This is a genomic window from Paenibacillus sp. N3.4 (assembly GCF_008017805.1).
GTDB lineage: Bacteria > Bacillota > Bacilli > Paenibacillales > NBRC-103111 > Paenibacillus_E.
In genome coordinates this window covers 1-26,142 of sequence record NZ_VRTT01000066.1, presented here as the reverse complement: position 1 = coordinate 26,142, position 26,142 = coordinate 1, and the positions used below count along the sequence as shown (strand labels likewise).

Sequence of the window (26,142 nt, the reverse complement as noted above, 5' to 3'; positions counted from 1 at the left end):
TTTCATAAGGATGCTGAGCGCTATGATTCAAAAGCCGCGTCGTCTACTGGCCTATCTCAGTTTATTAGGCACTACGCAATTGCATTTGCGAAATCCCCTTATTATCGCTTGGTGGTCAGCTGCTTTCCCCGGATTTGGCCATCTGCTGTTATCCAAATATTTGCGTGGCTTTATACTCATTGGCTGGGAGATGCTCATCAATTCGCAAATGCACCTAAACGAAGCGATGGTGTACACCTTCATCGGTCAATTTGAGCGTGCAAATGAAATTATTAATCTACAGTGGATGTCATTCTACGCGCCCGTATATCTATTTTCTATTTATGATAGTTATCGCACCTCCGTAGATATGAACCATCAATATATATTGGCCAAAAGAGAAAAAGCACCCATTGATGTGCTGACTCTGGGAAGCATGGAAGTGAATTATCTGGATAAACGTTCGCCTTGGCTTGCTATCGCATGGTCTCTTTTGATGCCGGGAATAGGACAACTGTATACACATCGTATTATTAATGCTTTCTTTTTGATGGCGACCTGGATTGTGCTTTCTTATTTAGCGCATTTGCTTGAAGGCATTCAATTCTTATTTTTTTGCGACTGGAGTCAGGCAGCGAGCGTTTTGGAGATGAGGTGGCTGCTCTTCTTGCCGTCCATTTATGGTTTTGCCGTCTATGATGCTAATGTAAGCACGGTTGAGTATAACAAGCTATTTGATCATGAGCAGATCTCGATGCTGCAAAAGGGTTATCAGCCTTCCCGTTTCAAATTTCCCACATCTCCGCTTCGAAAATGAGGGCGATTAACATGCATGTAATTTCATCCTTTGAACATTCTATTTATTTGGAATTGGCAATCACGGCTTTGGAAGAGCTTGGTGTTCAGAAGGAGCGTATCTATGCGGTTCCTTTGCGTCAGCGCACAAGAAAGCCAGCCATGTTTGACAGTATCCATCACTCGGACGGAATCAGTTTGTTTGATGGGGGTGTCGCACTGGCTACAGCTTTAACAGTCGTAGGCTCTTCCTATGGGTTCATTCTCAAAGGTGGGCCCATTTTATGGGGGATTATCGGCGCGATAACAGGATTTTTCATAGGATATCTGATTGATTTTATATGGAAAAAGAAGCGTCGACGTAAGTCAGTACGAGGCACAAGAACGGAAGTGGTTGTGCTCGTATCATGTGCCAGAGAAGAAGTAAGGCAAATAGAGGCTATTCTGTGGGAGCATTTTGCCTTTGGAGTTGCAGTATGCGAGTAAGTCCAGGAAGTCCCGGCTTGTCGTTGGCTCGAATAGCAGATACCTTCAGCAGGTACTATCGGTAAATAGTACTATTTGAATAAGGAAGTATCTTCTATACTAAGAACAACAGCAAGTTAATAACGCGTTGCGAGCAGCAACCGAGGGGGCCTTTTACATGATAAATCGGAAACGAAATACAGCAGCTTTCACTTTTATGGCTTGGGCATCATTCATTGGAGCTTTTCTGGCTATGTTTATAGGGATCTACACCTTGGAAGAATCATTAAGTGTTAAAGGCTATTTCGCTGTATGTGCGCTGTTCCTGACGATGTCCGCTTTCGTTCTTCAGAAGGTCATCCGTGATAATTTAGAGGATGGCAGCGGAAATCGTCCGCGGAACACATCCGCGTTTACCTTTTTGGCATGGAGCTCCTTTGCTTTGGCACTTCTGGGGATGTTCATCGGCATTATTAATTTAGAGCAATTGCTGTCTGTGAAAGGTTACTATGCGGTCACCGCCTTGTTCTTGACAATGTCCTCCTTTGTCCTCCAAAAAACGGTACGGGACAACAATGATGACGAACCCTTACTACCGAATAGTGAAGCTAAATTTGAAGAACTTTAAAAGCTTTTAGCTTACGATAAAATAAGCAGCCCGATCCTCGTTAGAGGGCGGGCTGCTTTTGCGCGTGCGCCCATAAGATTGATTGAACGCACTGACGCCAATGCTGATCGATGGTAGTGGCTTGAGGACTGTCCGCTTTTCTTTACATTGACCGTTTGACTGCAAAGATAGCTGAGAAAGACTTCAAGCGGACACCGCTAGTTACTCTTTTAATGGAGAAGCTCTGGGTATCCAGAAAGTCTCGGCTGTCTAAGATTTCCCTGTAAATGATGCGGGGAGATGGTTAGCTTCTGAGCATGTTATCCAACTCCGAACGTGCTTTTGGCGTCAGGTTCGGCTTTCAACATGTGGAGAGTCTCCTTTTTTTGACGGGGACTTCTAACGAACTCAGCAAACCTTATTTGATCAAAATACAAAGAGTTATCGTTTTAACGAACTCCAGACGTGTTATTTCAAGTAAAAGTGCCACATTTCACTCATCAATGACTCCATAGCGTCGCTTCAGTTCGTTAGATGAATGGACAAGCTAATTTCTCCTAGATAAACACTATACGGTTCGTTAGCGGAGACAGCCTCAGTCAAGGACCACCCGAGGACTCACCCAAGGAGCCACCCGAGGAGTCACCCAAGGACCCGCCCACGGCAATTTTCGCGCTATCTCCTCCTGTCCAACATGTTTACAAAGCTCTGAGTAGCCGAGTCACCATTCCATTGGAACTGACCAGCACGTTCTCGGCAGCTTGAGAAAATTAAACCTATCACTATTCGCCAGCTATTCTCCCGACCTCGAAAAACAGCAAATGAGAATTGCTGGAACGCAAGCTGGTATCCTCAGCGGTGAAGCGGATGATATCAAACTTACCTGACGGTTTTTTAACCTATGCTTGCCAGAAGGGATAATCAACGGCAAACGGGGCATATTGGGAAATAGTGTTTGTATGTACGAAAGAAAGGAGGATCATTCATGACCGTTGATCGAACCATTTTAATTACGGTTTGGGTGGTCTGTCTCATCATCATTCCCCTCACGGTTCCTAAAAAACGAGCACGTGAAGCAGCCCTGCTCTTTCTTTGCAATCAAACGATTACATGGACGCTTAGTGTCTTGTTCGTGGAAATGAATCTATATGTAAACCCTATACGTGAATTTCCGTTTGCAACGGGGAGCAATTTTACGAATAACTATCTGTTCTTTCCACTCTTATCGGTGATTTTCAATCTGTATTATCCAAAAACAAGCCATTTATCATTAAATTGCTTTACCATATAGGTTTTGTGCTATTCTCTGGATTGTATATGCTAACGCTTGAAACCTACACCAATCTTATCAAGTACGTTCACTTCAATATTTATGCCCATATGGTTTTGGTTCTGGTGGGGATAAGTATCACGCGGAAATATAGAGATTGGTTTTACCGGAAGTCGGACACGAAAGGATAGGTATATCGCTATGATTGTAAGCTGGGAGCGAATAATCCTTATCGCTGTATGGGTGATCGCTATTGCTGCTTTTTTCTTCATACCAAAACGTCATAGACGCGAAGCTCAAGTTATCTTCTTATTCCAACAGTTTTTAAGCTGGATATTAGGGCTTATCGTTGTACAAAATGGCTGGCTTCAATATCCGGTAAGAGAACTTCATGAAAATCGGACGAGCTTTACGTTTGAATTTATGGGTTATCCCATTATTGCTGTTTACATGAACCTGTATTATCCTGTCAAAAAAAGTGCATGGGTCCGCTTTTTATATATGATGGCTTATCCCGCGGCTATTACCGTTATTGAAGTCATGATTGAAGTTCATACGGAGTTAATCGAATACATGACTTGGACCTGGTATTGGTCGTTTCTAAGCATCTGGGCAACTCTGTATATTTCTTTTTTATTTTATCGGTGGTTTTTTCGAAGTGAATTCGTGAAGTAGATGCGAAGCAAAAGTTATACACATATACTTTATCTACTCAAAAAGCCCGTTCAACCAATGGCTGAAGCGGGCTTGCCTAGCAATTAAGCATTAATTAGATATCGGTTAACAGTTGCTTTAATTAATTCTAAACGACCGGATTGGTTCACAATGTTGTTACTGTTCTCGAGGGCATAAGCTTCAAGGCTCTTAAAGTCTGCTTTGCCGGAGACGATATCAGCGCCGATACCGGATTTGAATGAGGCGTAGCGTGTATCGAGAATGTTCTCGAATACGCGATCTTCAATCAATTTGGCTGCTACTTGCAGACCACGAGCGAAAGAATCCATACCCGCGATATGAGCATACACCACATCTATCGGTTCGAAGGAAGAACGACGAACTTTTGCGTCGAAGTTTACGCCTCCGCGGCCGATCCCACCTTCGTTAAGCAGGATTTCATACATAGCAAGAGTTGTTGCGTAGAGGTCGGTTGGGAATTCATCGGTATCCCAGCCGAGCAGCAGGTCACCTTGGTTAGCATCGATGGAGCCAAGAATGCCATTGATACGGGCTACACGAAGCTCATGTTCGAACGTGTGACCAGCCAGTGTAGCATGGTTCGCTTCAAGGTTTAATTTGAAATGCGGCAGCAGATCGTATTTCTGTAAGAATGAAAGTGTGGTTGCAGCGTCAAAGTCATATTGGTGCTTGGATGGCTCTTTTGGCTTAGGTTCGATCAGGAATTGTCCGTCAAAGCCGATTTCTTTGGCATAGTCCACAGCTAAGTGGAGGAAGCGGGCTAAGTTGTCGAGTTCCAAGCCAAGATCTGTATTCAGAAGAGTCTCGTAGCCTTCACGGCCGCCCCAGAAAACGTAGTTTTCAGCGCCAAGCTCTTTGGCATGATCAAGCGCTTTTTTCACTTGTGCTGCGGCATAAGCGAATACATCCGCGTTATTCGTCGTAGCTGCGCCGTGTACAAAGCGCGGGTTTGTAAACATGTTGGCGGTGTTCCAAAGCAATTTTTTGCCGCTGGATTGCATGTTTTGTTTGATGAGCGCAACGATTTCGTCAAGGTTCCTATTCGTTTCTTGCAGGGTGCTGCCTTCAGGAGCAATATCCCGATCATGGAAAGCAAAGTAGTCGACGTCAAGAATGTTTAGAAGTTCAAAACAAGCCTCAACGCGAGCTTTGGCCAGTTCTAAGCCGGTGTATTGATCCCAAGCGCGAATGGCAGTCCCGCTGCCGAAAGGGTCAGAACCATTAGCCGAGAAAGAGTGCCAGTAAGCGATTGCAAATCGCAAATGCTCGCGCATGCTTTTGCCTAAAATGACTTCATCAGGGTTGTAAAATTTGAAAGATAGCGGGTTCGTTGATGTGCGGCCTTCGTACTTAATTGTTGGAATGTTATCAAAATAACTCATGCATCCAGCCTCCATAAAGTAGGTTATTAGTCCTTATGCAGACATCATAGCATCAATTGAATAGTTTGTAAATTCATTAAACAAACTTAGTTAATGCATGAAAAAGTCTTTCATGTTAAAATCATTTCATTCAGAAGCTACTTCGTTGCAGTCTTTTTATAGAAGCAAGCTCTTGCTTAGAAAGATGGGCCATTTGGGAGCCCAATGGGGGTCAACATGAAGCAAACAGGCGATTTAAATTTGGTTAAAAAAATAAATAAATCGATCGTGCTGCACCATATTCGCACGGATTCACCGATCTCGCGTGCTCGAATCGCAGAAATTACCGGTCTTACGAAAGCAACGGTATCCAGCCTAGTGAATGAGTTGATTGAGAGCAGTCTGGTCGATGAAATCGGCGTCGGTCAATCCAGCGGCGGGCGTAAACCGATGATGCTGCTATTTAATGGAACAGCGGGTTATGCCATCGGTGTGGATCTGGGTGTGCATGATATTCTGGCCGTCTTAACGGATCTGACCGGCAAGGTTGTTCATGAACATAGAGTTCAACATGACAATTCTTCTGTGGAACAAGTCACCCAACTGCTAAAAGCAAGCATTAGAACGTTAATCGGACATGCCCCTCAGAGCGTTTACGGCATTATTGGCATTGGCATTGGCGTACCCGGTATTTGCGACGAGAACGGCAATCTGCTGTTCGCACCGAACCTTGGGTGGGAGAATGTGCCGCTGCAGCAGCAGGTGGAAACGGAATTTGGCATTCCGGTTGTCATCGATAACGAAGCGAACGCAGGGGCTGTCGGTGAAAAGCAGTTCGGCGCGGGCAAGGACACGGCAAATCTGGTCTATATCTCTATTGGGATCGGGATCGGTGCGGGCCTTATTATGAAGGGGGAACTGTACCGTGGAGCTACCGGATTTGCCGGCGAGATCGGACATATGTCGATTCAGCATGATGGGCCTAAGTGCCGCTGCGGCAGCTTGGGTTGTTGGGAGCTTTACGCCTCAGAGCTTGCTCTGCTGGAGCAGGCCAGACATGAGTTCGGAAGCGGCTCGGCAAATCTGGAGTGGCTGCTTCGCAAAGCGGATGGCGGCGATCAGGCAGTCATTGGTTTGTTCGAGCGGCTTGGTTATTATCTTGGTGTAGGTGTTGTGAACATTATTAACGGCTACAATCCCGATTATATTATTCTTGGCGGCCGATTAGCCGGAGCTGAGAAATGGTTGATGCAGCCACTCCTGAATCTGCTGGAGAAGCGTTCAATCCCTCACCCACGGAAGCTGCTTAATGTAGAATTCAGTACACTTAGCGATCGTTCGACGGTATTGGGCGCTTCATCCTTCGCAGTGGCGAAGTTTTTTGCTTCGACGACCGTGTCGGTAGAGCGGAGTTAAGGTCATTTGCCAAATAAACGATTGACCTATAGTTTGTATGTTTTGTAAAATAAATATTGCCGATTAATTTACTGGGTTTTTCTGAGGTTCTAATGAAGAGATGAAGAAATGAAATAAAGATATAATGAAATAAAGATATAATGAAATAAGAGAAAAGGACGGGAACCACAATGTTTCTGCGTTCGTTTGTCATCTGTTGTTATCTGATGGGCGCTTATTGGGCATCCTATCATTTCCCATCCATGAAGATGGTGTTCTATCCGACTCTTGGCGCGTTTAGCTTTTTGTTTATGCATCGCGTAGATCAAATTAAAGATGTCTGGCGCATTACAATTGGGGCAATTATCGCGGTATTATTAGGTAGCTTGTTATACAGCATTAGTCATGGTGCTCTTTCATTTTTTGTAACCGCATTGATTACGATCTCTCTCATTCAATTCTTCAAATGGAACGCAGCTCCCATATTGGCGGTTTCATTCGTTCCTTATTTTGCTCATCCAACTTCATTTTGGGCCCTGCCCGCAGCCGTACTTATATCACTCTTGGGACTGATGTTGTCTGTTTGGCTTATTGGGAAGGTAGAACAGGTGGCTTGGGTTTCAAAATGGTCCTTGTCACTGGAACTAATCCGCGACAAGATGATGCCTATGAAGAAAGAATTATAAATAAGGTGAACTAAAAAAAGCGATCAGCATCTGGAAATGCTGTCGCTTTTTTTAACTATTTATATGTGTAACTGGGAGATTTAACGGTCACCGTATATGGAAAAAAGCAGGTGTCCGCACATTACTGGATAAAAGAGAAAGCTCCAACTAGGCGATCGTTTCCACAATTGATCTGGACATCAGCTGTAAGGTCCCTAATAACATTATGCTTACAAGCGGTCGGGAGCTGATGAGCGGCTTTGTAGAAGGAAAACGTGAAAAAGGAGAGAGTGGACGAGAACTTGAGATGTAAAGCTGTTTTTCAGCGTTATAGAAGGAGAGAAGCCTGGGAAACGGTTCTGTAAGAATGAAAAACCTACTTACAGAGATGAAAAAGGAGAGAGTGGGCGAGAACTTGAGGTGTAAAGCTGTTTTTCAGCGTTAAAGAAGGAAAGAAGCCTGGAAACGGTTCTGTAAGAATGAAAAACCTGCTTACAGAGGTGAAAAAGGAGAAAGCGGACGAGAACTTGAAATGTAAAGCTGATTTTCAGCGTTATAGAAGAAGAGAAGCTTGGAAACGGTTCTGTAAGAATGAAAAAGAGACTGTTGAACCACACTCTTTTAGGGGTCCAAAATTTGACTGGAAAACAGATAAATGGGCTGTCAGATCATTTGCAATCGATTATTTACTTTGTTGTTATGAACCTCGTCAGCTATATATATCCACCGACATAGCCAAGAATATCGAGGATTTTTCCCATCAACCAACTTGAATTGGTGCTTGGAAGGATGCTGCAAGGTCAATCATAAATAATCAGGAGACCAAATATGAAGGTACATAAGGGAGAGACGTTGTTCCGTCAAGGAGAGACGGGGGCATTATATCGCATTCAAAGTGGTCTTCTGAAAATCGTCCGTGTCCATGAAGATGGCACCCCGACACTTGTAAATATTATCGTGCCGGATGAAACGATTCCGCACCACTCTTTGATCAGTCCAAGTCCTTACTATGGAACGGCTGTTGCTCTAATAACAAGCGAAGTTGAGGTGCTTCCAGCAGCGTCGTGGTATAGGGATTTGGATGAAAACCCGGAGCACTTCCGTGCGATAGCAGCTCAACTCCAAGATAAATTACGTATGATGCAGCAGCGAATCGATCAATTAACGTCAGTCTCACCTGCGACTAAGCTGATAAAGCTCCAGCGCTGGTTTCAAACCTATTTGGGGACGATGACACTTACGGACGTGTTGACGCAAGAAGAAATCGGTCAGTTCATCGGGCTTCGCCGTGAGACGGTTAATCGTCTCTTGCGGGAGCAGGCCGCGCAAGCGCGGAATCGATTGGAATCTGAAAAGGATGAAAGATGATCAATGTCTGCTTGAATTACAGGCTGCCCGCAGGACCGAAAAACTCATAGTGACGATCAGCTTCGGGGATCCCCCAATCTCGAAGCGCGCCGTTCACGGATTTCATAAATGGAGTCGGCCCACAAAAATAGAAGCTTGCCGCAGGGGATGGTACGACTTCTTGCAGCCAAGCTAAATCGATATAGCCTTGCTTATGAAAAGCGGCACTGGCTTGATCGACCTCAGTCGGTCTCTCATAGCACCAATAAACGCTCAATTGCTTGTGCTGTTCGGCCAGTTCTTCTACTTGCTTGCGGAAAGCGTGATGATCGCTATTTTGTGCGGCGTGGATAAAGGTGACTTGTCGGCTAGGATGCGTTGCTGCCAATGTGTTCAGCATACTGAGCAGAGGAGTAAGGCCAACTCCACCGCTAATTAACACGACAGGTCGAGTATCTTGTTGATCCAAGGTGAAATCACCAGCCGGAGCGGAAAGCCACAAAGCATCTCCTTCTTTGGTCTGGTCGTGTAAATAAACTGAAACTTTCCCCGCAGGTTGTTTCGCCGCAAGACCATCTTCCTTTTTAACAGAAATACGATAGTAGGGCTTTCCCGAAGCCTCCGATAGGCTGTATTGGCGAATATGGGTGTTGTTTTCACCTGGAATTTGCACCTTTACACTGACATATTGCCCAGGCTCGAAGTCAGGAACCATTCCGCCATCTTGAGGAGATAAATAAAAGGATGTAATTACATTGCTTTCTTTAATTTTGCGCACAATGCGAAAAGGCTTGAAATCCGCCCAACCGCCCTCTTGCTTCTCAGTCGTCTCGTACATCTCAGCTTCAACACCGATAAAAGCGTTTGCGATTACGCCATATGCATCAGCCCAAGCTTGTAAAATCTCGTCGGTTGCGGCATCTCCTAGTACGTCTTGAATGGCCGCCAACAGATGGTGGCGACGATAGGATAGTGTTCAGCTTTGACGCCAAGACTGCGATGCTTATGCGCAATTTGCTTGACTACAGGTAAAATGGCTTCCAATCGATCAATATGAAGGGCGGCGGCATAGACTGCGTTCGCGAGGGCAGTTTGCTGTTTACCTTGTTGCTGATTCGCATGGTTAAACATATTGAGAAGCTCCGGATGAGCTGTGAATAGCATGTCATAAAATCTTTTCGTAATGGCAACACCATGGATTTCGAGCACGGGTACGGTTGATTTGATGACTTTTATTGTATGTTCGTTTAGCATTAGGATCGCCTCATCTTCATTTGGTATGGGTGGATAGGCTAAGTATAGCGGAAAGAAAATTGGCCATGTGTGATTTGAATCACTGGAAAAACCAACAATCTGTGACGGTTCCCACCTTGATGATTAAGCGTTATACTAGAATGAAGAAATTTCCATTTTCATTGAACAGGAGCGTTTGCATGCCTGACTGGTCTTATCACGGTATATTTCGGCCTTTACTTTTTGGTTTGCCAGGACGCATCGCACGGGATCTTACTCTCGGGGCCATAGGCGGTTTAAGCCGTATTCCCGGAGGCACGCTCGTGATCAAAACAATGGGGCATATGGAGCTGTCGCCCATCTTGGAAGATGAGCTGGCCGGTGTGCCAATCACGTGCCCAATTGGACTTAGCGGGTCACTCGACCTGCATGGCGTCGCACACAAAGCAATCGCGCAATTCGGGATCGGCTTCATCGAAATCGGACCTGTCACGGTCCGTGAGGTGAGAAGTGATGAGCCGATTCTAAGGGAATTGGAGCATGAGGCCATCGTCTACCCCGATGGCTACTCCAATGATGGCGCGGACGCAATTGCCACGCGCCTACGCAAGGGAACGGGGCATCGCCTGCCGCACTTCGTGCGGCTGCGGCCGATGCCGGGCAGCTCGCCGCGCGAGGCGCTGCTTGAGCAGCAGGAGCTGCTCTCGAAGCTAGCGCCGTACGCGGCGGGGTTCTACATCGATGGCCTCGCCGAAGGCTGGCCATCGGATGAGGCTGTGGCGTACCTCTCGGAGGTACGCCGATTAGCAGCGGCAGCGGCCCCGGGGAAGCCGCTGCTGCTTTACCTGCCGCAGCATTATCCCATCGGGATGCTGCGTGAGCTTGTGGACGACGCCCAGCTGGACAGCTGGAGCGGTGTCGTCGTCGGCGAAGCGCTGAGCGAGGAGGGCACCCGCCGCATTCGCGTCGGCGGTGCGGATGCGCTCAGCGCCCAGCTGAGCCGGGTTCGCTTGCTGCGCGAGACGCTCGGCGAGCGCAGTGCCATTGTTGCGGCTGGCGGCGTTCATCAGCCGCAGGACGCGCTGGAGCTATTGGAAGCCGGAGCCAATAGCGTCCAACTGCACAGCGGTTTGGTCTACGCCGGCCCCGGCCTGCCGAAGCGAATCAACGATGCGATCCTATATGAACGCATCCGGAATACGGAAGAGCCGAAAGCGCCATCCTTCTGGGCGAATTGGGGCTGGATGAGCTTGCTTGGCATCGGCATGATGATCGGTGGCGTGCTGGCTTTGCTCATCGCATCAACGAGCGTTCTTTTACCCTACGATGAAACCTTTCTTCGAATGAATCGAAGTGTCATAAATCGTTTTAATGGGCATATTATTCATTTCATGTCGCATGACCGTATGACCTTAGCCGGGACGATGGTTTCTATTGGTATCTTTTATAATCAATTAGCTCGCCATGGTCTTCGCTTAGGTTTGCATTGGGCGCGTACTGCCGTATTAACTTCATGTGCAGTGGGGTTCAGCAGCTTTTTTCTTTATTTGGGTCATGGTTATTTCGATCCTCTTCACGCAGTGGTAGCCGTTATTTTACTGCCCATGCTGCTGCTGACCTTGCGGGGGCTGAGAGATCGTCCCTCACGAAAGCCGCCCAGCCTGCGCAATGATACAATTTGGCGAAGAGCGCAATGGGGACAGTGCTGCTTCGTTATATTAGGGTTTGGTTTGGCTGTTGGGGGAGTAATCATATCTTTAGTCGGCATCACAACCGTTTTTGTAGCCTCTGACTTAACGTATTTGGGAGTGGCGACGGAACAGCTCTCGGCTTGGAGTGATCGTATCCTTCCTCTTATCGCACATGACCGCGCAGGCTTCGGCGGAGCTCTTTTTTCGTTGGCGATAGCGATTGTTGCTTCTGCATTGTGGGGGGTAAACCAAGGGGAAAGCTGGTTATGGTGGACATTCCTTTGGGGTGGATTGCCAGGGTTTGCTGCGGGACTGTTGGTTCATTTTCACATCGGTTATACTGATTTTGTCCATCTGCTTCCCGTGTATGTCGCTGGTATGCTGTATGTGGCTGGGCTTTACTTAATGCACCCGTTTCTGGTGCTTCGCGCGAGCGGACAGGGCAGCCATCAAGCTAAGAAGGAACTTTTAACATAAAGGCAGGTACAGGTTAATGGAGAAGCTAGCTATTATTTCAGATATCCATGGAAATATGCCTGCTTATGAGGCGGTTATGGAGGATATACGACAGCGTCACGTAACACGTATCTTTTGCCTCGGGGATTCAGTAGGAAAAGGTCCGCATTCGGATCTTATTGTCGATCTCGTGCGGGATTCATGTGAAGTTGTCATCATGGGCAACTGGGATGATTTTATTGGGAATCCGACGAACGATTCTGTTCTGCTATGGCATCAGGCGAGGCTTGGCAGAGCGCGTATAGATTACTTGAAAGGTTTGCCGTTTAGCTTCGAGTTTTGGATGAGTGGAAAGTTTGTAAGGCTGTTTCATGCTTCTCCTAGAAGTGTCTATGAACGTATTCAGCCATGGGATTCGATGGAAACACGGTTGTCGATGTTTGATGCTTCGGATTCCTGCACAGAGATAGGTCAAGCCGATGTGGCGGGTTATGGTGACGTTCATAACGCCTATTTGCAGATTTTAAAAAGCAAGCTGTTGTTCAACACCGGCAGCGTAGGCAATCCTCTTGATATGACGCAAGCCTCCTATGCCATTCTTGAGGGGCATTATATGAGTAAGCAGGCTGCGGCATTTAGCATTCAACACGTGCGAGTGCCTTATGACATTGAACGGGCTGTACAGCAAGCCAAGGATGAGCAAATGCCTGATCTTGAGGCTTATATCTTGGAATTGCGGACAGGTCAATATCGCGGAAAAAAGAAAAACGGGTAAAGCTGGCGTGAGCAGCTTTATCCGTTTTTTCATGCCATTGACATTGAGCCTAAGCTCCTTTTGGGTTATGATGAAAGACGGTACAATTTGCGTCCATGAACGCATCCTAGCTGCAACCAACAAATTTATATATAAAGTGAGATGGATGAGATGAAACCTAAAGAATTACACTATACAATGCCCGCAGAGTGGACAACTCATGAGCGTACCTTCATTTCTTGGCCGGTTCAAGCGTCGATGGTTTATCCGGAAGATCATGCCGTAGTGACGAAAGGTTATGCCGATCTAGCGAAGGCAATTGCTGAATTTGAACCCGTGACCGTGATCGTGAATCCTGAGGATGCCGAGCAAGTGAAGGCTCTTTTCGAAGAACCGAATGTCGAGTTTTTAACCATCCCGCATAATGATGCTTGGTTTCGCGATAACGGACCGACTTTTCTGTTGAATGAGGCGCAGGAAATCGCAGCTGTCAATTGGAAGTTCAACGCATGGGGAGGCAAATATGCCCCGTGGGATCTGGATGATCAAGTAGCCCCACAAATTTTGGAGCATCACCGTGTCAAACGCTTTGATGCACCCTTGGTCATGGAAGGCGGTTCTATCCACGTGGATGGCGAAGGTACGCTGCTGACCACCGAGGAATGCCTTTTGAACACGAACCGCAATCCGGAGCTGAGCCGGGAACAAATTGAAGAGCATGTCAAAAGTTTCGTTAACGTCGAAAAAATCATCTGGCTGAATAAAGGACTAGATGGTGATGAAACAGACGGTCATGTGGATAATATCGCTTGCTTTGCCGCTCCAGGCAAGGTGATTATCCAGGTTTGCAACGATCCCGAGGATGCTAACTACGCGATTACGCAGGAAAATTTGCAGATTTTACGCGAGGCGACAGATGCGAAGGGACGCGCTTTCGAGATTATTCAGATCGAACAACCGCCGTTAACCTTCTTTGAAGATCAGCGTCTGACGTTGAGCTATTTGAACTTTTATTTTGTGAATGGCGGCATTATTTTGCCGATTTTTGGCGGTACCGCGGAAGAAACGGATCGTAAAGCGGAGCAAGTATTGAGCGCTGCTTTCCCAGATCGTCGAATTCGGACGATTAACGGCATGTCGATTATTAAAGAGGGCGGAAACGTCCACTGCACGACACAACAAATGCCAGCGAGCAAGTAAGAAAGGGTGAGTCGATTGAGAAATGTAAAAGTAGCAGCGACCCAAATGAGCTGCTCTGCCGATATAGATGAAAACATTCGCAAAGCAGAAGCGTTGGTACGTGAAGCGGCTGCCAAAGGCGCACAAATTATTTTAATCCAAGAGCTGTTCGAGACGCCTTACTTCTGTCAAAAGGAGAAATCCGACTATTACCGCTATGCGACTGAGTTAGAGAACAATAAAGCGGTCAATCATTTCCGCGAAATTGCCAAAGAGCTTCAGGTCGTACTGCCTATCAGCTTTTACGAGAAAAAGAACTACGCTCGCTACAACTCGCTTGCCGTGATTGACGCTGACGGCGAGGTGCTTGGCCTTTACCGCAAAAGTCATATCCCGGACGGCCCTGGGTATGAGGAGAAGTTTTACTTTAATCCTGGGGATACTGGCTTTAAAGTATGGAAAACGCGTTACGCCAAAATTGGCGTAGGCGTATGTTGGGATCAGTGGTACCCGGAGGCAGCAAGATGCATGGCTTTGATGGGGGCGGAACTGTTGTTCTACCCGACTGCCATCGGTTCTGAGCCGCAGGATGGCAACATCGATTCGAAGGATCACTGGCAAATGTGTATGCTCGGCCATGCCGCGGCAAACTTAATGCCGGTTATCGCGTCCAATCGGATTGGGAAAGAAGAAGATGAAGAATCGAGTATCAACTTCTACGGTTCATCCTTTATTGCAGGCCCGCAGGGGAACAAGATAGTGGAAGCTGGACGTTCCGAAGAAACGGTGCTCGTCGCTGAGTTTGATCTGGATCTGCTGGAAATTCAGCGTATTGAGTGGGGCATTTTCCGTGATCGCCGTCCGGATCTCTACAAGGCCATTGCCACTTATGATGGCAATCAAGTATTTTAAGGAATTGGACAGTCATCCTTCTGGGTGGCTGTCTTTTTTTGAGAGGGTGCGCTAGCCGACTATGTCATTCATGACCCGTCATCTACGCCATCTGGCTGTGCCAGAGGTGCTTTATTTCACTTATACATGGGTAATATATGTGGAAGAGCTTAACCTTAGGCATGGTATACTGAAAACAGGGTCTATTTGGCATATAAACAAAAATGGCATGGGAGTGAGTGATAATCAATGAACACTACCAAATATGAAAAATATTTCTCGACAGACGGATTTTGGTCAAAGCTTACCAAAGGCGCCAAAAAGGCAGGAAGTAAGGTCATTTACACTGGACTGCTGCTGTTTTATGCCTTGGATAGCCCGAAAACACCCCTTAAAGCCAAAGTTCAAATTTATGGTGCGCTAGGTTATCTCATTTTACCATTTGATGTAATTCCTGATTTTTTGCCTATCATTGGTTATGTGGACGATTTTAGTGTCCTTGGACTCGCATTGGTGGCCGTTGCAAAGAGTATCGATGATGATGTGAAGATGAAGGCGAAGAAGAAACTACAGGATTTATTTGGGGCCAATGGGGTTAGCAGCCGCGACATTCTCGATATTGACGGACAGCTTTTGGTGAAAAAGAACGAATCTCTAAAGGTGGAGCTAGAGAAAAAATAAAAAAAGCCCAGCAATTAGCGAGGCTACTGATAGAGTCTTATAGACGTTTTTCTAAGATGAAAAAGGACCGTTTTTAGCCTGTAAAATGGCTTTTAACGGTTTTTTCGTTATCTTTTCGTATCACATGAAAGATCATTCGTAAATGGCCTGCGCAACTGATCGAAATTGAAGTTCACACTAACTTTCAAACGATTCTTCGTTCAGGCTCTTCTGAGATTTAAATCAGTGGCCTCTGTGGGTTAATGCATGCTGCTTTTTAGTTCAGCGCTGCTCTTAAACTGTAAGCGTGCAGTTATTTTCGACTGTAATTGTCTTTAAGTAGGGAAATCTTGCAAATCTGCAGGTATTTCGCTTCTTTATTGTCCTAATTTGAGATGGGTGAATGAGAAAATGTATTTTCGCATGAATAATAAGCTGCTGGATACATGGCGTTATTTAAAAATGTACAATTGCAGGTTTTCTTCAACTATAGTCGCTGCATCGCACTTCGCCCAAGCTTATATCGCACAACGTGTTTGCTTTTCGCGCCGGTCATAGGAGAAAACCAGCCCTTAGCGCAGAGTAATTGCAATGGTTTGACAGCCGCGATGCGGCGGTGACACATCGCACGCCCAGGATCACCACGTTCGTTGCAATGTTCAGACAGCGGTACGATGGTTGATGTTTAAGTGAATTGCTATATCTATGAGGCACAGCGGACGGGTGATTGTGCAGGCAAGGCGAATGACTTCTCGCTCCATCATACTTTTCAAGTTGATCGGAGAGGATTTCGAATCTCACCAATCGTATACTTCAAATTCCGGATGCAAGTCGTCGAATGGACCTCGGAGTGGTCACCCTATGTTGCGGCAAAATAATTTTGCGGCATCCCGTTCTCCCCGCTCTAGACGACCTCTTCGTTCACGTAAGCCGCCAAAAGCTGCGAGGGCTTGGTCGGTTAGCAGGGCAGCATCCAGTGATGAACATCCTCGATTTTTCCTGTTTGTATGCCGGTAATGGCCTCATACATCCTAGAAGTAATTTCTCCAATTCCTCCTTGATGCATGACCAACTCTTTTCCTTGCCAAACGAGTTTGCCGATCGGCGAAATAACAGCCGCGGTACCCGTACCGAATGCTTCCAGAAGGGTGCCATTCTCATAAGCGGCAACAATCTCTTCGATGGATATTTTCCGTTCGGAGATCGGAACGCCCCAATCCTGCAACAACTGTATAACGCTGCTGCGGGTAATGCCATCGAGAATACTGCCGCTCAAGCTGGGAGTCACAATTTCTCCGTTAATATTAATAAAAACGTTCATGCTTCCGACTTCTTCCAAGTATGTTTTATGAACCCCGTCCAGCCAGAGGACTTGAGCGCAGTTATGTTTTTTGGCAATCATTTGCGCTTTAAGACTCGCTGCGTAATTGCCGGCTGCTTTGGCATTGCCAACCCCACCGGGAACGGCGCGAGCATAATGGCTTTCAACAAGAATATTAATCGGCTGAAGCCCTTCCTCATAGTAAGCGCCTACAGGAGAGAGTAAGATAGCGAACGTATACTGTGCTGACGGTCTAACGCCTAACATGGCTTCGGTAGCGATAATGAAGGGACGAATATAGAGCGAAGAACCTGCTGCCGAGGGCACCCAATCCGCATCATGACGAACAAGCGTTTGAACGGCATGAACCATGAAGGCCTCGTCAATCGGAGGTATGTTCAGTCGTTCACTGGAACGGTTTAACCTTGCTGCGTTACGATCAGGCCGGAATAACAAAATCTCATCTTGCTCTGTGCGAAAAGCCTTCAACCCTTCAAACACAGCCTGCCCATAATGAAAAACCATCGCCGCAGGATCTAGTGTAAGTGGTCCATATGCAACGACGCGCGGATCGTGCCAGCCTTGGCCTTCTGCATAATCCATGACAAACATATGATCAGTGAAATAACGTCCAAACCCGAGGCCATCCTCTACAGAGGGCTTATCTTTCGCATGTGGGTTTTGTTCTATACGAATTGTTCCATACATATCGATTACCGCCTCTCGCTACCGCGAATGAAATGATTTAACTACTAGTATATAAAATATAACCATCATTGATCAATTCCTAATTAACAATTAAAATCATAGTTAATAACTATGATGACAAGGGAGCACCAGATGGAACATCGCTTGCTAACGTATTTTCTAGCTGTTTGTGATGAGCTGCATTTCACCAAAGCGGCTGAAAAGCTCGGGATTAGTCAACCTACCTTGAGTCAGCAAGTTCGCTTGCTGGAACATAGCGTTGGGACGCCGCTTTTTCAGCGTATCGGAAAAAAGATTCATACTACTGAAGCCGGACAAATTCTTTACAGACATAGCAGAAACATGTTCCACGAGCTGGATCAGGCACAAGCGGCCATCAATGAAATTAGAGGGATGCAGCGCGGGAAATTGCGTATTGGCTGCTCAGGCAATCATCTGCTAACCGAGACGATTCTAACGTTCTACAAGCTTTATCCCAAAATAGAGCTGTCTATTACCGAATTGGCCACCGAAGAGACGAGAGAGGGGCTTCTGAGCAATCAGCTTGATATTGGCGTCGTTTTTCTGCCGGATGAAGACGAGCAGCTTCAACGAACGCCGCTTTACAACGAACGTTTGCAGTTAGTTGTTTCAAGTCAGCATCCTCTTGCAGGAGTAAACACCATCAGCTTAGCAGCGCTTAATCAATATCCGGTTGCCATGCTGCAGAAGAAATTTTATGTGCGGCAAATGATCGAGGATTGCTGCGCTCGCATTGATTGCGAACTTCTGCCTGTGTTGGAGCTCTCCACGTTGGAGTCTTTGCTGCAGATGGCTAAGCACAATGTGTGCGGCGCTATTCTGCCCTATTCCTATGTGAAGGGCATTTTAAACGACGAGATTCACAGCATTCAGATCATAGATCCCGTTCCTGAGAAAATGGTTGGTATTGTATATCGAAAGGATATGTTCTTATGCACGACGACAGATAAGTTCATCATGCAGCTGATTGAGCGGATTAGTGAGACGATATAAACCTGCGATAAAGAAATAACCTCCGACAAATTATGTGTGATTATAAAGAATTGCTAAAATAAGCACAATTTCTCACAAGTGCTTCCTTTTCTATGCAATAATAGATTTTGTGTATTTTTACTAGGAGAAAGGAAGCAAAATCATTGAAACTGACTAAATATGTTGTATGTACCCTACTCGCGGCTTCAGTTTTATTAAGCGCTGGTTATGCGGCTGCCCAAGAGCCGACAAACACGAATTTCCTCATACCTGCGACTGCGCATTGGTCCGCGAAAGAGATGGATGGAGAGGTGTATATTAAAGCCTCTGATGTTGTTCAATCGTTCGGCGGAAGCGGGAGTTACGATTCGTCATCTAAGGAATATACCTATACATCCAAATCCAATGTGGCAGCAGTCGCTAAGAAGGTATCGCCTTCCATCGTCGGAATTATTGGAAAGCCCTTAAATGAGTCAGCTTCATATTCCGATAATCGCTTTAATCTTGCCCATGGTACGGGCATTATTATTAAATCGGACGGAATGATTGTCACGAATGCTCACGTGGTTAAAGGTATGAAACAAATTATTGTCGTTACATCCGAAGGCAAGCAATACACGGGTAAAACGACACATATGGATGAAGAAAGCGATCTGGCTTTAGTGAAAATCGATGCTGCTAAGCTGCCAGTAGCTACACTAGCGAAGAGCGCCGATATTGAAGTTGGGGAATCCGTCATTGCGATTGGTACACCGATGTCCTTTGCCCTGCGCAACTCGGTAACCGTTGGGGTCATTAGTGGAACTGACCGCTCTTTGCATGCGATGTACCGTTTACTGCAGACCGATGCTGCAATCAATCCCGGGAACAGCGGCGGAGCGCTTGTGAATTTGAACGGCGAGGTCGTGGGCATCAACTCCCTTAAGCTTTCCTCAGTTGGCGTGGATGGACTTGGATTCGCGATTCCTTCTGACACTGTACAGTATGTAATCGGCCAATTCTTGACCTATGGCAAAGTTAACCGCCCTGCCCTAGGATTGGAAGTGGAGGAGAGTTGGGCTGCAGTCGTCGGTCTTCCGACGGAAGAGCCGCTCAAGGTTTCTCGTGTCGATAAGAATACCGCTGCTTCCAAGCTGGGTATTCAGGAAGGTGACGTCCTATACTCGATAGATAAGATTAACATTAAAACATTGGTAGATTTGAATGAACTCCTGAAACGATATTTGCCTGGGGATAAGGTCACATTGACTATGCAATCCAACGGGGATATCGTGCAAAAAGAAATTAAACTAATAGAGGCTAATCAATAGTCTTGGAAGGTGACTCATGAAAAAAATACGTTATACCCTGATTTATGCTATGCTTCTGATTTTGGCGCTGACGCCTGCAATAGCTTGGGCAGACAATGCCCCTGCATCCGACAAAACGATCAACATTCAACTCAAATTAGGCAACGATTATATTACGATTAATGATCAAGCAATTACCGTAGAAACACCGTATGTGAGCAAGGGTGCTACACTTGTTCCGCTTCGCGTGATTACAACTGCCTTTGGGGCAACGCTAAGCTGGGATTCGGAAACACAGACAGTTGGGTTGAAGAATGGCAGCACGGCCATTTCCATGAAAATAGGCAGCATGGCTGCTGCCGTTAATGGGACAGAAGAGCAGCTTGAGGCTTCCCCTGAATTGAAAAATGGAACAACGATGGTTCCTTTACGCTTTATTGCCGAGAAATTTGGCGCCAAAGTTGGTTATGATGAGTCCACCTCTTCCATTACGATTACAGGCAATCAATCGGCTTCGACAGGCAGCGGCGATATTGATTCTGATCTCGGAAAAACCCATATTGGCAATAGCTTCTATGGTTGGTCAATGAAATATCCTTCCGGTTTAGTTAAAGGCTATGAGAGCTTCCAAGAAGACTACGTCTCCTTCGATGATGCGAACGGTGAATTTAAGATATCAGTCTCCGTGGAGAGCGATATGAGCGAGAACATGTCGGAAGATGCTTTATTAGGCTTGCTTGCGGATGAAGTAGAAGAAGCTGTATTGGAGAAAAAGTTCGTGTCGGAAGGTAAACGTGCTTACGCGTTGATCTTATCTAAAGCGGACGGCAAAATGTACGAATATCGGGCGTACCAGCAAGGCGATAAGGTGTACATCATTTATTTTACGATAAAAAAAGAAGAGAACTACAAAATTACAACCAAATACAATGCTTACAAAGATTTATTGGATAGCTTTAAACTAACGTTCGATGCGTCAGATAAAACGTTGAAGGACTTGTCTAAGGTAAAGGATGGCAACCGTAAGTATAGTGACGAAACTTATGGCGTGAGCCTCACGCTTCCCGCAGATTGGAGCAAAGTTAACGGCAGTAATGAAGCCCTCTATTTTGCGGACCCCAAGAAACAAAAGGGATTTTCATTCGCGTGACCTCCAAAAAAGAGGGAGATACGCTAAAAAAATGGGTAGATAGAGAAGTGAAACGCTTCACCGAACGGTATGTGCCCGAGTATCAAAAGGTTGAATCGCCTAAAGAATTGACGATTGATGGCAATCCAGCCATCGAGGTAAGAACTGGGAACACCTATGACCAAACAAATTGGGATGCATCCGACAGCAACCACTTGATTAAAGGTGATTATAAATACGAGATTGCATTTCAATTTGACAAAAAAGACGATTTGTCCGAGACCTTCCTTCAATCCATACTCAACTCGGTCCAAATTACGAAACCTTCCAGCTCATTAGGTACAATTAAAGATAGCTATGACGATTATGATCGATCCAAGATGAGGTCTGTCAAAAATAAAAACTATGGCTATACGCTCCAGGTACCGGAGGAATGGAAGGCAGATACAAGAAAGAGTACGAAAGACTTTCAAGCGTTTACTTATATGACAGGAGCTTTTTTCGTCGTAGGGACAGATATAAAAGACTTAACTCCGCAGGAAACGATTCAAAAGTTTAAAGATGGTATTGGTACGAAAGTAAAAGCATCCGATATCAAAGAAACCGAAAATCGTACGGAAACCATCAATGGGGTTACTGCCGTTTGGGTGGTGTGGGAGTATAAGGATGTTGTGACGACCACGATCTCTTTCATAAAGAACGGTACAACATATATGATTTCTGATTCGCACAGTAAAGCAACCAATACCGCATTCATGAAGAAACAAATCAGTGACACTATGAAATCTTTTCAAAGCAGTAATTAATCGGTTGTTTCTTTTATGCCCTTTCCTAGTCCATGGTGGACTGGGAGAGGGTTTTTATGTGTAACAAGGAAGAGGCAAAGGAAAGGGGGATTTTTAGCAACCGGACAGATGATACGGCACAGACTGCAATAATGACTTGACCCGACCGACCGTTGGTATACAATAGAGAGTATCGTGTGGCAGAAGGACATGAACTCAATTTCAACTTGTATAGGACATAAGGGAGGCGCACTCATGACGATAGATGCTACACAACGCAGCGCAAGTTTTCAGCTCATTTTGGAAACCACGGAACAGTTAATTAAGGAAAAAGGGTGCCGTCAAACGACGCTGCAAGATATTATTGAGCGCACAGGACTTTCGAAAGGTGCCATTTATCATTATGTATCTGGTAAAGATGAATTGATGGGCTTGATTCTTAAGTCCAAAGCTGAAGCGATGAATGACCAATTCAACGAGGCCGTCGCCAGTACGAAGGGGCCGGACGCGTCCTTGCCTATTCAAAGCATCACGACGGGTATTTTTGCGCATACGGACGATGCGGATGTTTCGAATAAAATTTTTACGTATTTACTTAGTCAAAATGATCATCCTAAGGTTGCTGCTATGATGCGGGATTTGTACGATTTTTCTTTGCAGATGGCGGTTCGCTGGATTGAAGTAGGTCAAAATGCAGGCGCCATTCCAGCGTCTGTAGATGCTAAGCAAGCGGCGACGATGTTCCTTACTTACACGTATGGATTACGCGTGCAAAATGTGATCGCCAAAGACGCGGAAGGAGCCTTGAAGGGGAATGATGTTTTCCGGTTCATCCTTCGATCGCTAATGTAGGCACAAGCAAGTGAAACGAAAGTTGGAGCGAATATGAAGTATGTGTATGTGTACGCCTGCCATGAAGATGAGCAGGCGTTATGTCAGTTAGAGCTGCGCAGCCTGCTGGGCGCAGGGGTCGTTATTGGCGCGCGCCACGCCGTTAGCGCGCGCTGTGTAGAGCCAAGCCGCAGCCCGTTTCTGAAGCTGCGGCTGGATGTTTGGTTGGAGGCCGGCAGCGTAGAGGAGCTGGCCTCTCGGGTTGGCGAGTTGACCGTGCGGGGGTCAACATTCAAGGTTGTGTTCGCGGAGACGGACACGGCGGTCAGTTATGACCGCCAGCGGGACGTCGAACGCGAGCTGGGCCGGCATGTCCGCGGCAAAGCGCAGATGCGACAGCCGGACCAGTGGTTCGCCGTAACGGAGCTGGGAGGGCGATGGTTGTTCGGCGATTGCAGCTACGGCGAAGCCGTATGGCTTCAGCATCAGCAGAAGCCGCAGAACTACTCGACCGCCCTGGGTACTCGCCTGGCGCGGGCGGTGGTGAACATTGCCGTGCCAGAGATCGCGGGCAGGCGGGTCATTGACCCGTGCTGCGGCATCGGCACGGTGCTGATCGAAGCGATTTCGATGGGCATCGATATCGTTGGCAACGACATGAACCCGCTGGCCGTGCGCGGCGCGCGGGTGAACCTGGACCACTTCGGCATGCCGAATGTGGTGAGTCACGGAGATATGCGGACCCTCGGGGCCGCAAGCGAGCAGGGGCCGGAGTCATTGGCCAGCCCAGAGGGCGGTTATGATGCGCTGATCCTCGATATGCCATACAACCTCTGTTCGAAGCTGCCAGAGGATGAGCAGCTTCTTATGCTACAGAGCGCTCGCCGCTTGACGAAGCACCGGGCTGTCATCATAACGACGGAGCAGATTGATCCGCTGATCAAGCAAGCGGGCTTTCGCATTGCCGAGCGCTGTATGGTCCGTAAAGGCAACTTCCGCAGACAGATCCTTGTGTGCGAGTAATTTTAGTACATCATTTTACCCAAAGGCCCATCTTCCTTGATGATATCTTGAATCGCATAAACGGAAATGGGGAAATACAGAAACCCATACACATAGGCGGCAAGTTCATAGACTTGGAAATAAATGATCAATGCCTTGTCCGCAATATAATAATCTTGATCAGGACGGATGCTCTTAAAGTCGACCAACAAAGGGATATTTCTTTCTTTAATTTGCGCTTGAATCATGGCAGATAGCCTAGCGACGTAGTTGCTGCCTGGTTTAAATAAATCCTTTAAGGCATACAGTCTTCCATTATCGGTATCGAAGGTAAGTGATTTCTGAATCGTTAAGCCGTGCGCCCCACCAGAGAAGGCATAGTTGATCAGAGACAAGCTAAGAACGTCACGTTGATTCGTTTTGAGCTCAAAATATGCAGTCACATCCGTGGCCGGATTTTGTGGGTAGCCTTGCTCATGAAGCTGTTTGTTGACGGCGTTGACAACAGCGGTGTTAATCGCGTGTTGTGCGGCATAAGGCGTTGACTTTACAACAGTGGGGTATAAGAGATTTAGTTTATCGCGCTGCACGTGATTGGTTTGTATATTAACGGGTTGTTCCATGCCGTTCATCTTTATCATCCATTCCAACGTTTTTCCTACACATTATTCGAGAAGTGGGCGCTTGGTTCATGGTTGGATGAGTTCAGGTGGACTTCATAATAGGGAGTATCTACAGCATCCCAAGTGAAAAGAGCTCTCCTTAGGCCGAATGGTCCTGTAGGAAAGCTCTTTTTGTGCTTCGTGTTTGTATTCAAGGTTCATATTCCTGCTGCTGCCGATTACTCTTCTGTCGAAGACTCCTCAACACTGGACGTTGCAGTTGTATTTTGCAGCTCGGAGGATAGTTGCTCCACCTGCTCTTTGGATTTGCTGTCTTCGGCGTTTGCTTGAGCCGCATTAATGGCATGGCTCACTACATCGTTGTTTTCGTTTGTTGACATCTGAAACTCACCTCCTATTTTTTTCAACTAACTAAGTATGCCACTGAGGTCTCGTTTTCATGCATAGGCGGCTGAAGCAATGTGTGAGTTTTCTATTCCCCTCATAATAAGTGGTTAAGCCTCTTATTTTGAGGCTATCAATCATTGAACTTCCACTAGTTCCAGTTCTATAAGCTCGAAAATGGACCTCTGTCAAGAAAGTGGACACTCATAGGGCATTAGGATGCCATTTTATAATACTGATCTTCAAACCGATCAGGGGATAAATAGCCCAAAGAACCATGGATTCTTTTCCGATTATAGAAGAATTCGAGGTATTGATAGATCTCTTTGTGCGCTATAGCTTTGGTTCTAAAACGCGTACAGTAAATCAGTTCCTTCTTCAGAATACTATGATAGGACTCGATGCTGGCATTATCATAACAGTTGCCTCTTCGGCTCATGCTTGCAGTCATCTTGTATTCCTCTAACTTGGCACGGTAATCTTCGGAGGTATATTGCGACCCACGATCAGAGTGGTGAATGAGTCCTTCAGCTGGTTTCTTAGCTAAATAAGCCTGGTTCAATGCATCTAGTACCAAGTCGGTCGTCATACGATCACCTAACTTCCAGCCCACGATCTTTCGAGTGTATAAGTCCATGACACTAGCCAGATACATTCTTCCTTCACGGCAAGGAATATAGGTAATATCTGTTACCCAAATCTTGTTTGGAGCAGTCGTATTAAAGTTCTGATTAAGCACATTTGGTGCAATCGGATTATCGTGATTGGAGTCCGTCGTGATGACCTTATACTTCCGAGAAACGATGGAGCGCAAGGCATTCTTACGCATGATCAGGCCCACTAGACGTTCGGAAACTGTCCATCCCTCTTGCTTTAACTGATGGGTAATTTTAGGGCTGCCGTAGCGCTCCTTGGAGTCCTTAAAGTGCCACTGAATCCGCTTCAGCAATTGCTCTCTGCGGGTCTTGTTAACACCCTTTTTCTTCTTGGATTTACGCCACTTGTCATGGCCACTACGAGATACGCCCAGTACTTTGCACATCTTCTCCACGGGATACCTGGAGCAATTATCTTCGATAAGCTGGAACCTTAGTTCCTTGCTTTGCTGAAGATGTGCATCGCCTTTTTTAAGATGTCGATCTCCATTTTCAGATCTGTAATTTCTCGTTCTTGCTGCGTGATGGTGTGCGCTTGTTCGCGGAGTGTATCTCCGCTGGCTAACGGCTCGTTCTCTAACTTGCGGTACTTACCCATCCACTGGCGGAGTGTGCCAACTGGGATATTCAGTTCTTCCGCTATCTGGGGTAATGACTTCGTTTGTTCTTGTACAAATTTAACCGTCTCTTCCTTAAACGTCTCGTTGAATCTTTGTCTTCTCTCTGACACAGGCGGACACCTCATTCTCTTAGTAAGTTCATTATCTCCATGTCCTTACGTGATGTCCACTTTCTATACTAACTCTAAAAACATGCTTACAGACTCGATTTCTACATTCTGCCGAGCTGTAAGCACCTTTTGCAGCGTTCCAGCAACGCAATCTCCGAGCTGCAAAATACAACTGCAACGTCCAGTGTTGAGGAGTCTTCGACAGAAGAGTAATCGGCAGCAGCAGGAATATGAACCTTGAATACAA

General features: G+C 46.3%; 25 protein-coding genes and 3 pseudogenes. 21 read left to right on the top strand and 7 right to left on the bottom strand.

The window, feature by feature from the left end; translation table 11 throughout:
* The first annotated feature begins 22 nt into the window (after positions 1-22).
* The 6 genes and pseudogenes from FU659_RS26245 to FU659_RS26225 all read left to right on the top strand — a co-directional run bounded on the left by FU659_RS26245 (position 23) and on the right by FU659_RS26225 (position 3,791).
* Positions 23-796: a hypothetical protein gene (locus FU659_RS26245; RefSeq protein ID WP_261808063.1), complete on the top strand. Its 774-nt coding sequence runs from the start codon at positions 23-25 to the stop codon at positions 794-796.
* An 11-nt stretch (positions 797-807) separates the two neighbouring features.
* A complete protein-coding gene (locus tag FU659_RS26240; protein WP_147950277.1) occupies positions 808-1,260 on the top strand; it encodes a hypothetical protein in 453 nt (150 codons plus the stop codon).
* 157 nt (positions 1,261-1,417) lie between these two features.
* Positions 1,418-1,618, top strand: a pseudogene (locus FU659_RS38420) (YiaA/YiaB family inner membrane protein); the annotation flags it as partial.
* A gap of 42 nt (positions 1,619-1,660) precedes the next feature.
* Positions 1,661-1,867 carry a YiaA/YiaB family inner membrane protein gene (locus tag FU659_RS26235; protein WP_397356586.1) on the top strand — a complete coding sequence of 69 codons (207 nt, stop codon included), beginning with the start codon at positions 1,661-1,663 and terminating at the stop codon, positions 1,865-1,867.
* A 964-nt stretch (positions 1,868-2,831) separates the two neighbouring features.
* On the top strand, positions 2,832-3,137 hold the full coding sequence (locus FU659_RS26230; RefSeq protein ID WP_147950275.1) for a CBO0543 family protein: 306 nt from the start codon (positions 2,832-2,834) through the stop codon (positions 3,135-3,137).
* 180 nt (positions 3,138-3,317) lie between these two features.
* A complete protein-coding gene (locus FU659_RS26225; protein WP_147950274.1) occupies positions 3,318-3,791 on the top strand; it encodes a CBO0543 family protein in 474 nt (157 codons plus the stop codon).
* Between the two features lie 83 nt (positions 3,792-3,874).
* Here the strand turns inward: FU659_RS26225 and xylA are convergent, their stop codons facing one another.
* Positions 3,875-5,194: a xylose isomerase gene (xylA, locus tag FU659_RS26220; RefSeq protein ID WP_147950273.1), complete on the bottom strand. Its 1,320-nt coding sequence runs from the start codon at positions 5,192-5,194 to the stop codon at positions 3,875-3,877.
* A gap of 216 nt (positions 5,195-5,410) precedes the next feature.
* On the opposite strand from xylA, the gene FU659_RS26215 reads away from it, so the two are divergent.
* From FU659_RS26215 to FU659_RS26205, 4 genes are all read left to right on the top strand, one after another.
* Complete coding sequence (locus tag FU659_RS26215; RefSeq protein WP_147950272.1) at positions 5,411-6,589, top strand: ROK family transcriptional regulator; 1,179 nt, start codon at positions 5,411-5,413, stop codon at positions 6,587-6,589.
* Between the two features lie 170 nt (positions 6,590-6,759).
* A complete protein-coding gene (locus tag FU659_RS26210; protein WP_147950271.1) occupies positions 6,760-7,254 on the top strand; it encodes a hypothetical protein in 495 nt (164 codons plus the stop codon).
* Between the two features lie 458 nt (positions 7,255-7,712).
* Positions 7,713-8,006 (top strand): hypothetical protein, encoded by a 294-nt coding sequence (locus tag FU659_RS35825; RefSeq protein WP_187274408.1) that lies wholly within the window; start codon positions 7,713-7,715, stop codon positions 8,004-8,006.
* Positions 8,007-8,061: 55 nt separating this feature from the next.
* Positions 8,062-8,601: a Crp/Fnr family transcriptional regulator gene (locus FU659_RS26205; protein ID WP_147950270.1), complete on the top strand. Its 540-nt coding sequence runs from the start codon at positions 8,062-8,064 to the stop codon at positions 8,599-8,601.
* A gap of 16 nt (positions 8,602-8,617) precedes the next feature.
* Here FU659_RS26205 and hmpA read toward each other — a convergent pair.
* A pseudogene (gene hmpA / locus FU659_RS26200) lies at positions 8,618-9,834 on the bottom strand (NO-inducible flavohemoprotein).
* Between the two features lie 29 nt (positions 9,835-9,863).
* Between hmpA and FU659_RS26195 the strand changes: the two are divergent.
* From FU659_RS26195 to FU659_RS26175, 5 genes are all read left to right on the top strand, one after another.
* Positions 9,864-11,981 carry a dihydroorotate dehydrogenase gene (locus FU659_RS26195; protein ID WP_261808064.1) on the top strand — a complete coding sequence of 706 codons (2,118 nt, stop codon included), beginning with the start codon at positions 9,864-9,866 and terminating at the stop codon, positions 11,979-11,981.
* 16 nt (positions 11,982-11,997) lie between these two features.
* A complete protein-coding gene (locus FU659_RS26190) occupies positions 11,998-12,735 on the top strand; it encodes a metallophosphoesterase family protein (protein WP_147950269.1) in 738 nt (245 codons plus the stop codon).
* Positions 12,736-12,885: 150 nt separating this feature from the next.
* On the top strand, positions 12,886-13,914 hold the full coding sequence (locus FU659_RS26185) for an agmatine deiminase family protein (RefSeq protein WP_147950268.1): 1,029 nt from the start codon (positions 12,886-12,888) through the stop codon (positions 13,912-13,914).
* Positions 13,915-13,929: 15 nt separating this feature from the next.
* Entirely contained in the window at positions 13,930-14,805 is an 876-nt protein-coding gene (gene aguB / locus FU659_RS26180; protein WP_147950267.1) for an N-carbamoylputrescine amidase, read from the top strand.
* Positions 14,806-15,033: 228 nt separating this feature from the next.
* The gene (locus FU659_RS26175; protein WP_147950266.1) at positions 15,034-15,465 is read left to right on the top strand and encodes a YkvA family protein; all 432 of its coding nucleotides are present in this window, start codon (positions 15,034-15,036) and stop codon (positions 15,463-15,465) included.
* Between the two features lie 937 nt (positions 15,466-16,402).
* On the opposite strand, the gene FU659_RS26170 is transcribed toward FU659_RS26175, so the two are convergent.
* Entirely contained in the window at positions 16,403-17,473 is a 1,071-nt protein-coding gene (locus FU659_RS26170) for a branched-chain amino acid aminotransferase (protein WP_147950265.1), read from the bottom strand.
* A gap of 132 nt (positions 17,474-17,605) precedes the next feature.
* On the opposite strand from FU659_RS26170, the gene FU659_RS26165 reads away from it, so the two are divergent.
* From FU659_RS26165 to FU659_RS26140, 6 genes are all read left to right on the top strand, one after another.
* On the top strand, positions 17,606-18,487 hold the full coding sequence (locus tag FU659_RS26165) for a LysR family transcriptional regulator (RefSeq protein ID WP_147950264.1): 882 nt from the start codon (positions 17,606-17,608) through the stop codon (positions 18,485-18,487).
* 143 nt (positions 18,488-18,630) lie between these two features.
* Entirely contained in the window at positions 18,631-19,776 is a 1,146-nt protein-coding gene (locus FU659_RS26160; protein WP_261808062.1) for a S1C family serine protease, read from the top strand.
* Between the two features lie 16 nt (positions 19,777-19,792).
* Entirely contained in the window at positions 19,793-20,905 is a 1,113-nt protein-coding gene (locus FU659_RS26155) for a copper amine oxidase N-terminal domain-containing protein (RefSeq protein ID WP_147950263.1), read from the top strand.
* Positions 20,902-21,690 (top strand): hypothetical protein, encoded by a 789-nt coding sequence (locus tag FU659_RS26150; RefSeq protein ID WP_147950262.1) that lies wholly within the window; start codon positions 20,902-20,904, stop codon positions 21,688-21,690. Before FU659_RS26155 ends, FU659_RS26150 begins: the two co-directional genes overlap by 4 nt.
* A 234-nt stretch (positions 21,691-21,924) precedes the next feature.
* On the top strand, positions 21,925-22,521 hold the full coding sequence (locus tag FU659_RS26145) for a TetR/AcrR family transcriptional regulator (protein ID WP_187274407.1): 597 nt from the start codon (positions 21,925-21,927) through the stop codon (positions 22,519-22,521).
* A gap of 33 nt (positions 22,522-22,554) precedes the next feature.
* Positions 22,555-23,523, top strand: a complete 969-nt coding sequence (locus FU659_RS26140) for a TRM11 family SAM-dependent methyltransferase (protein WP_147950260.1) — start codon at positions 22,555-22,557, stop codon at positions 23,521-23,523.
* A 2-nt stretch (positions 23,524-23,525) separates the two neighbouring features.
* On the opposite strand, the gene FU659_RS26135 is transcribed toward FU659_RS26140, so the two are convergent.
* The 4 genes and pseudogenes from FU659_RS26135 to FU659_RS26125 form a co-directional block, all read right to left on the bottom strand.
* Complete coding sequence (locus FU659_RS26135) at positions 23,526-24,134, bottom strand: DUF3298 and DUF4163 domain-containing protein (RefSeq protein ID WP_147950259.1); 609 nt, start codon at positions 24,132-24,134, stop codon at positions 23,526-23,528.
* 209 nt (positions 24,135-24,343) lie between these two features.
* Positions 24,344-24,505: a hypothetical protein gene (locus FU659_RS35820; RefSeq protein ID WP_187274406.1), complete on the bottom strand. Its 162-nt coding sequence runs from the start codon at positions 24,503-24,505 to the stop codon at positions 24,344-24,346.
* A gap of 218 nt (positions 24,506-24,723) precedes the next feature.
* Positions 24,724-25,614: pseudogene (locus FU659_RS26130) on the bottom strand (IS3 family transposase); the annotation flags it as partial.
* On the bottom strand, positions 25,599-25,910 hold the full coding sequence (locus FU659_RS26125; RefSeq protein ID WP_147950257.1) for a transposase: 312 nt from the start codon (positions 25,908-25,910) through the stop codon (positions 25,599-25,601). The gene FU659_RS26125 and the pseudogene FU659_RS26130, both read right to left, overlap by 16 nt.
* Positions 25,911-26,142: the final 232 nt, after the last annotated feature.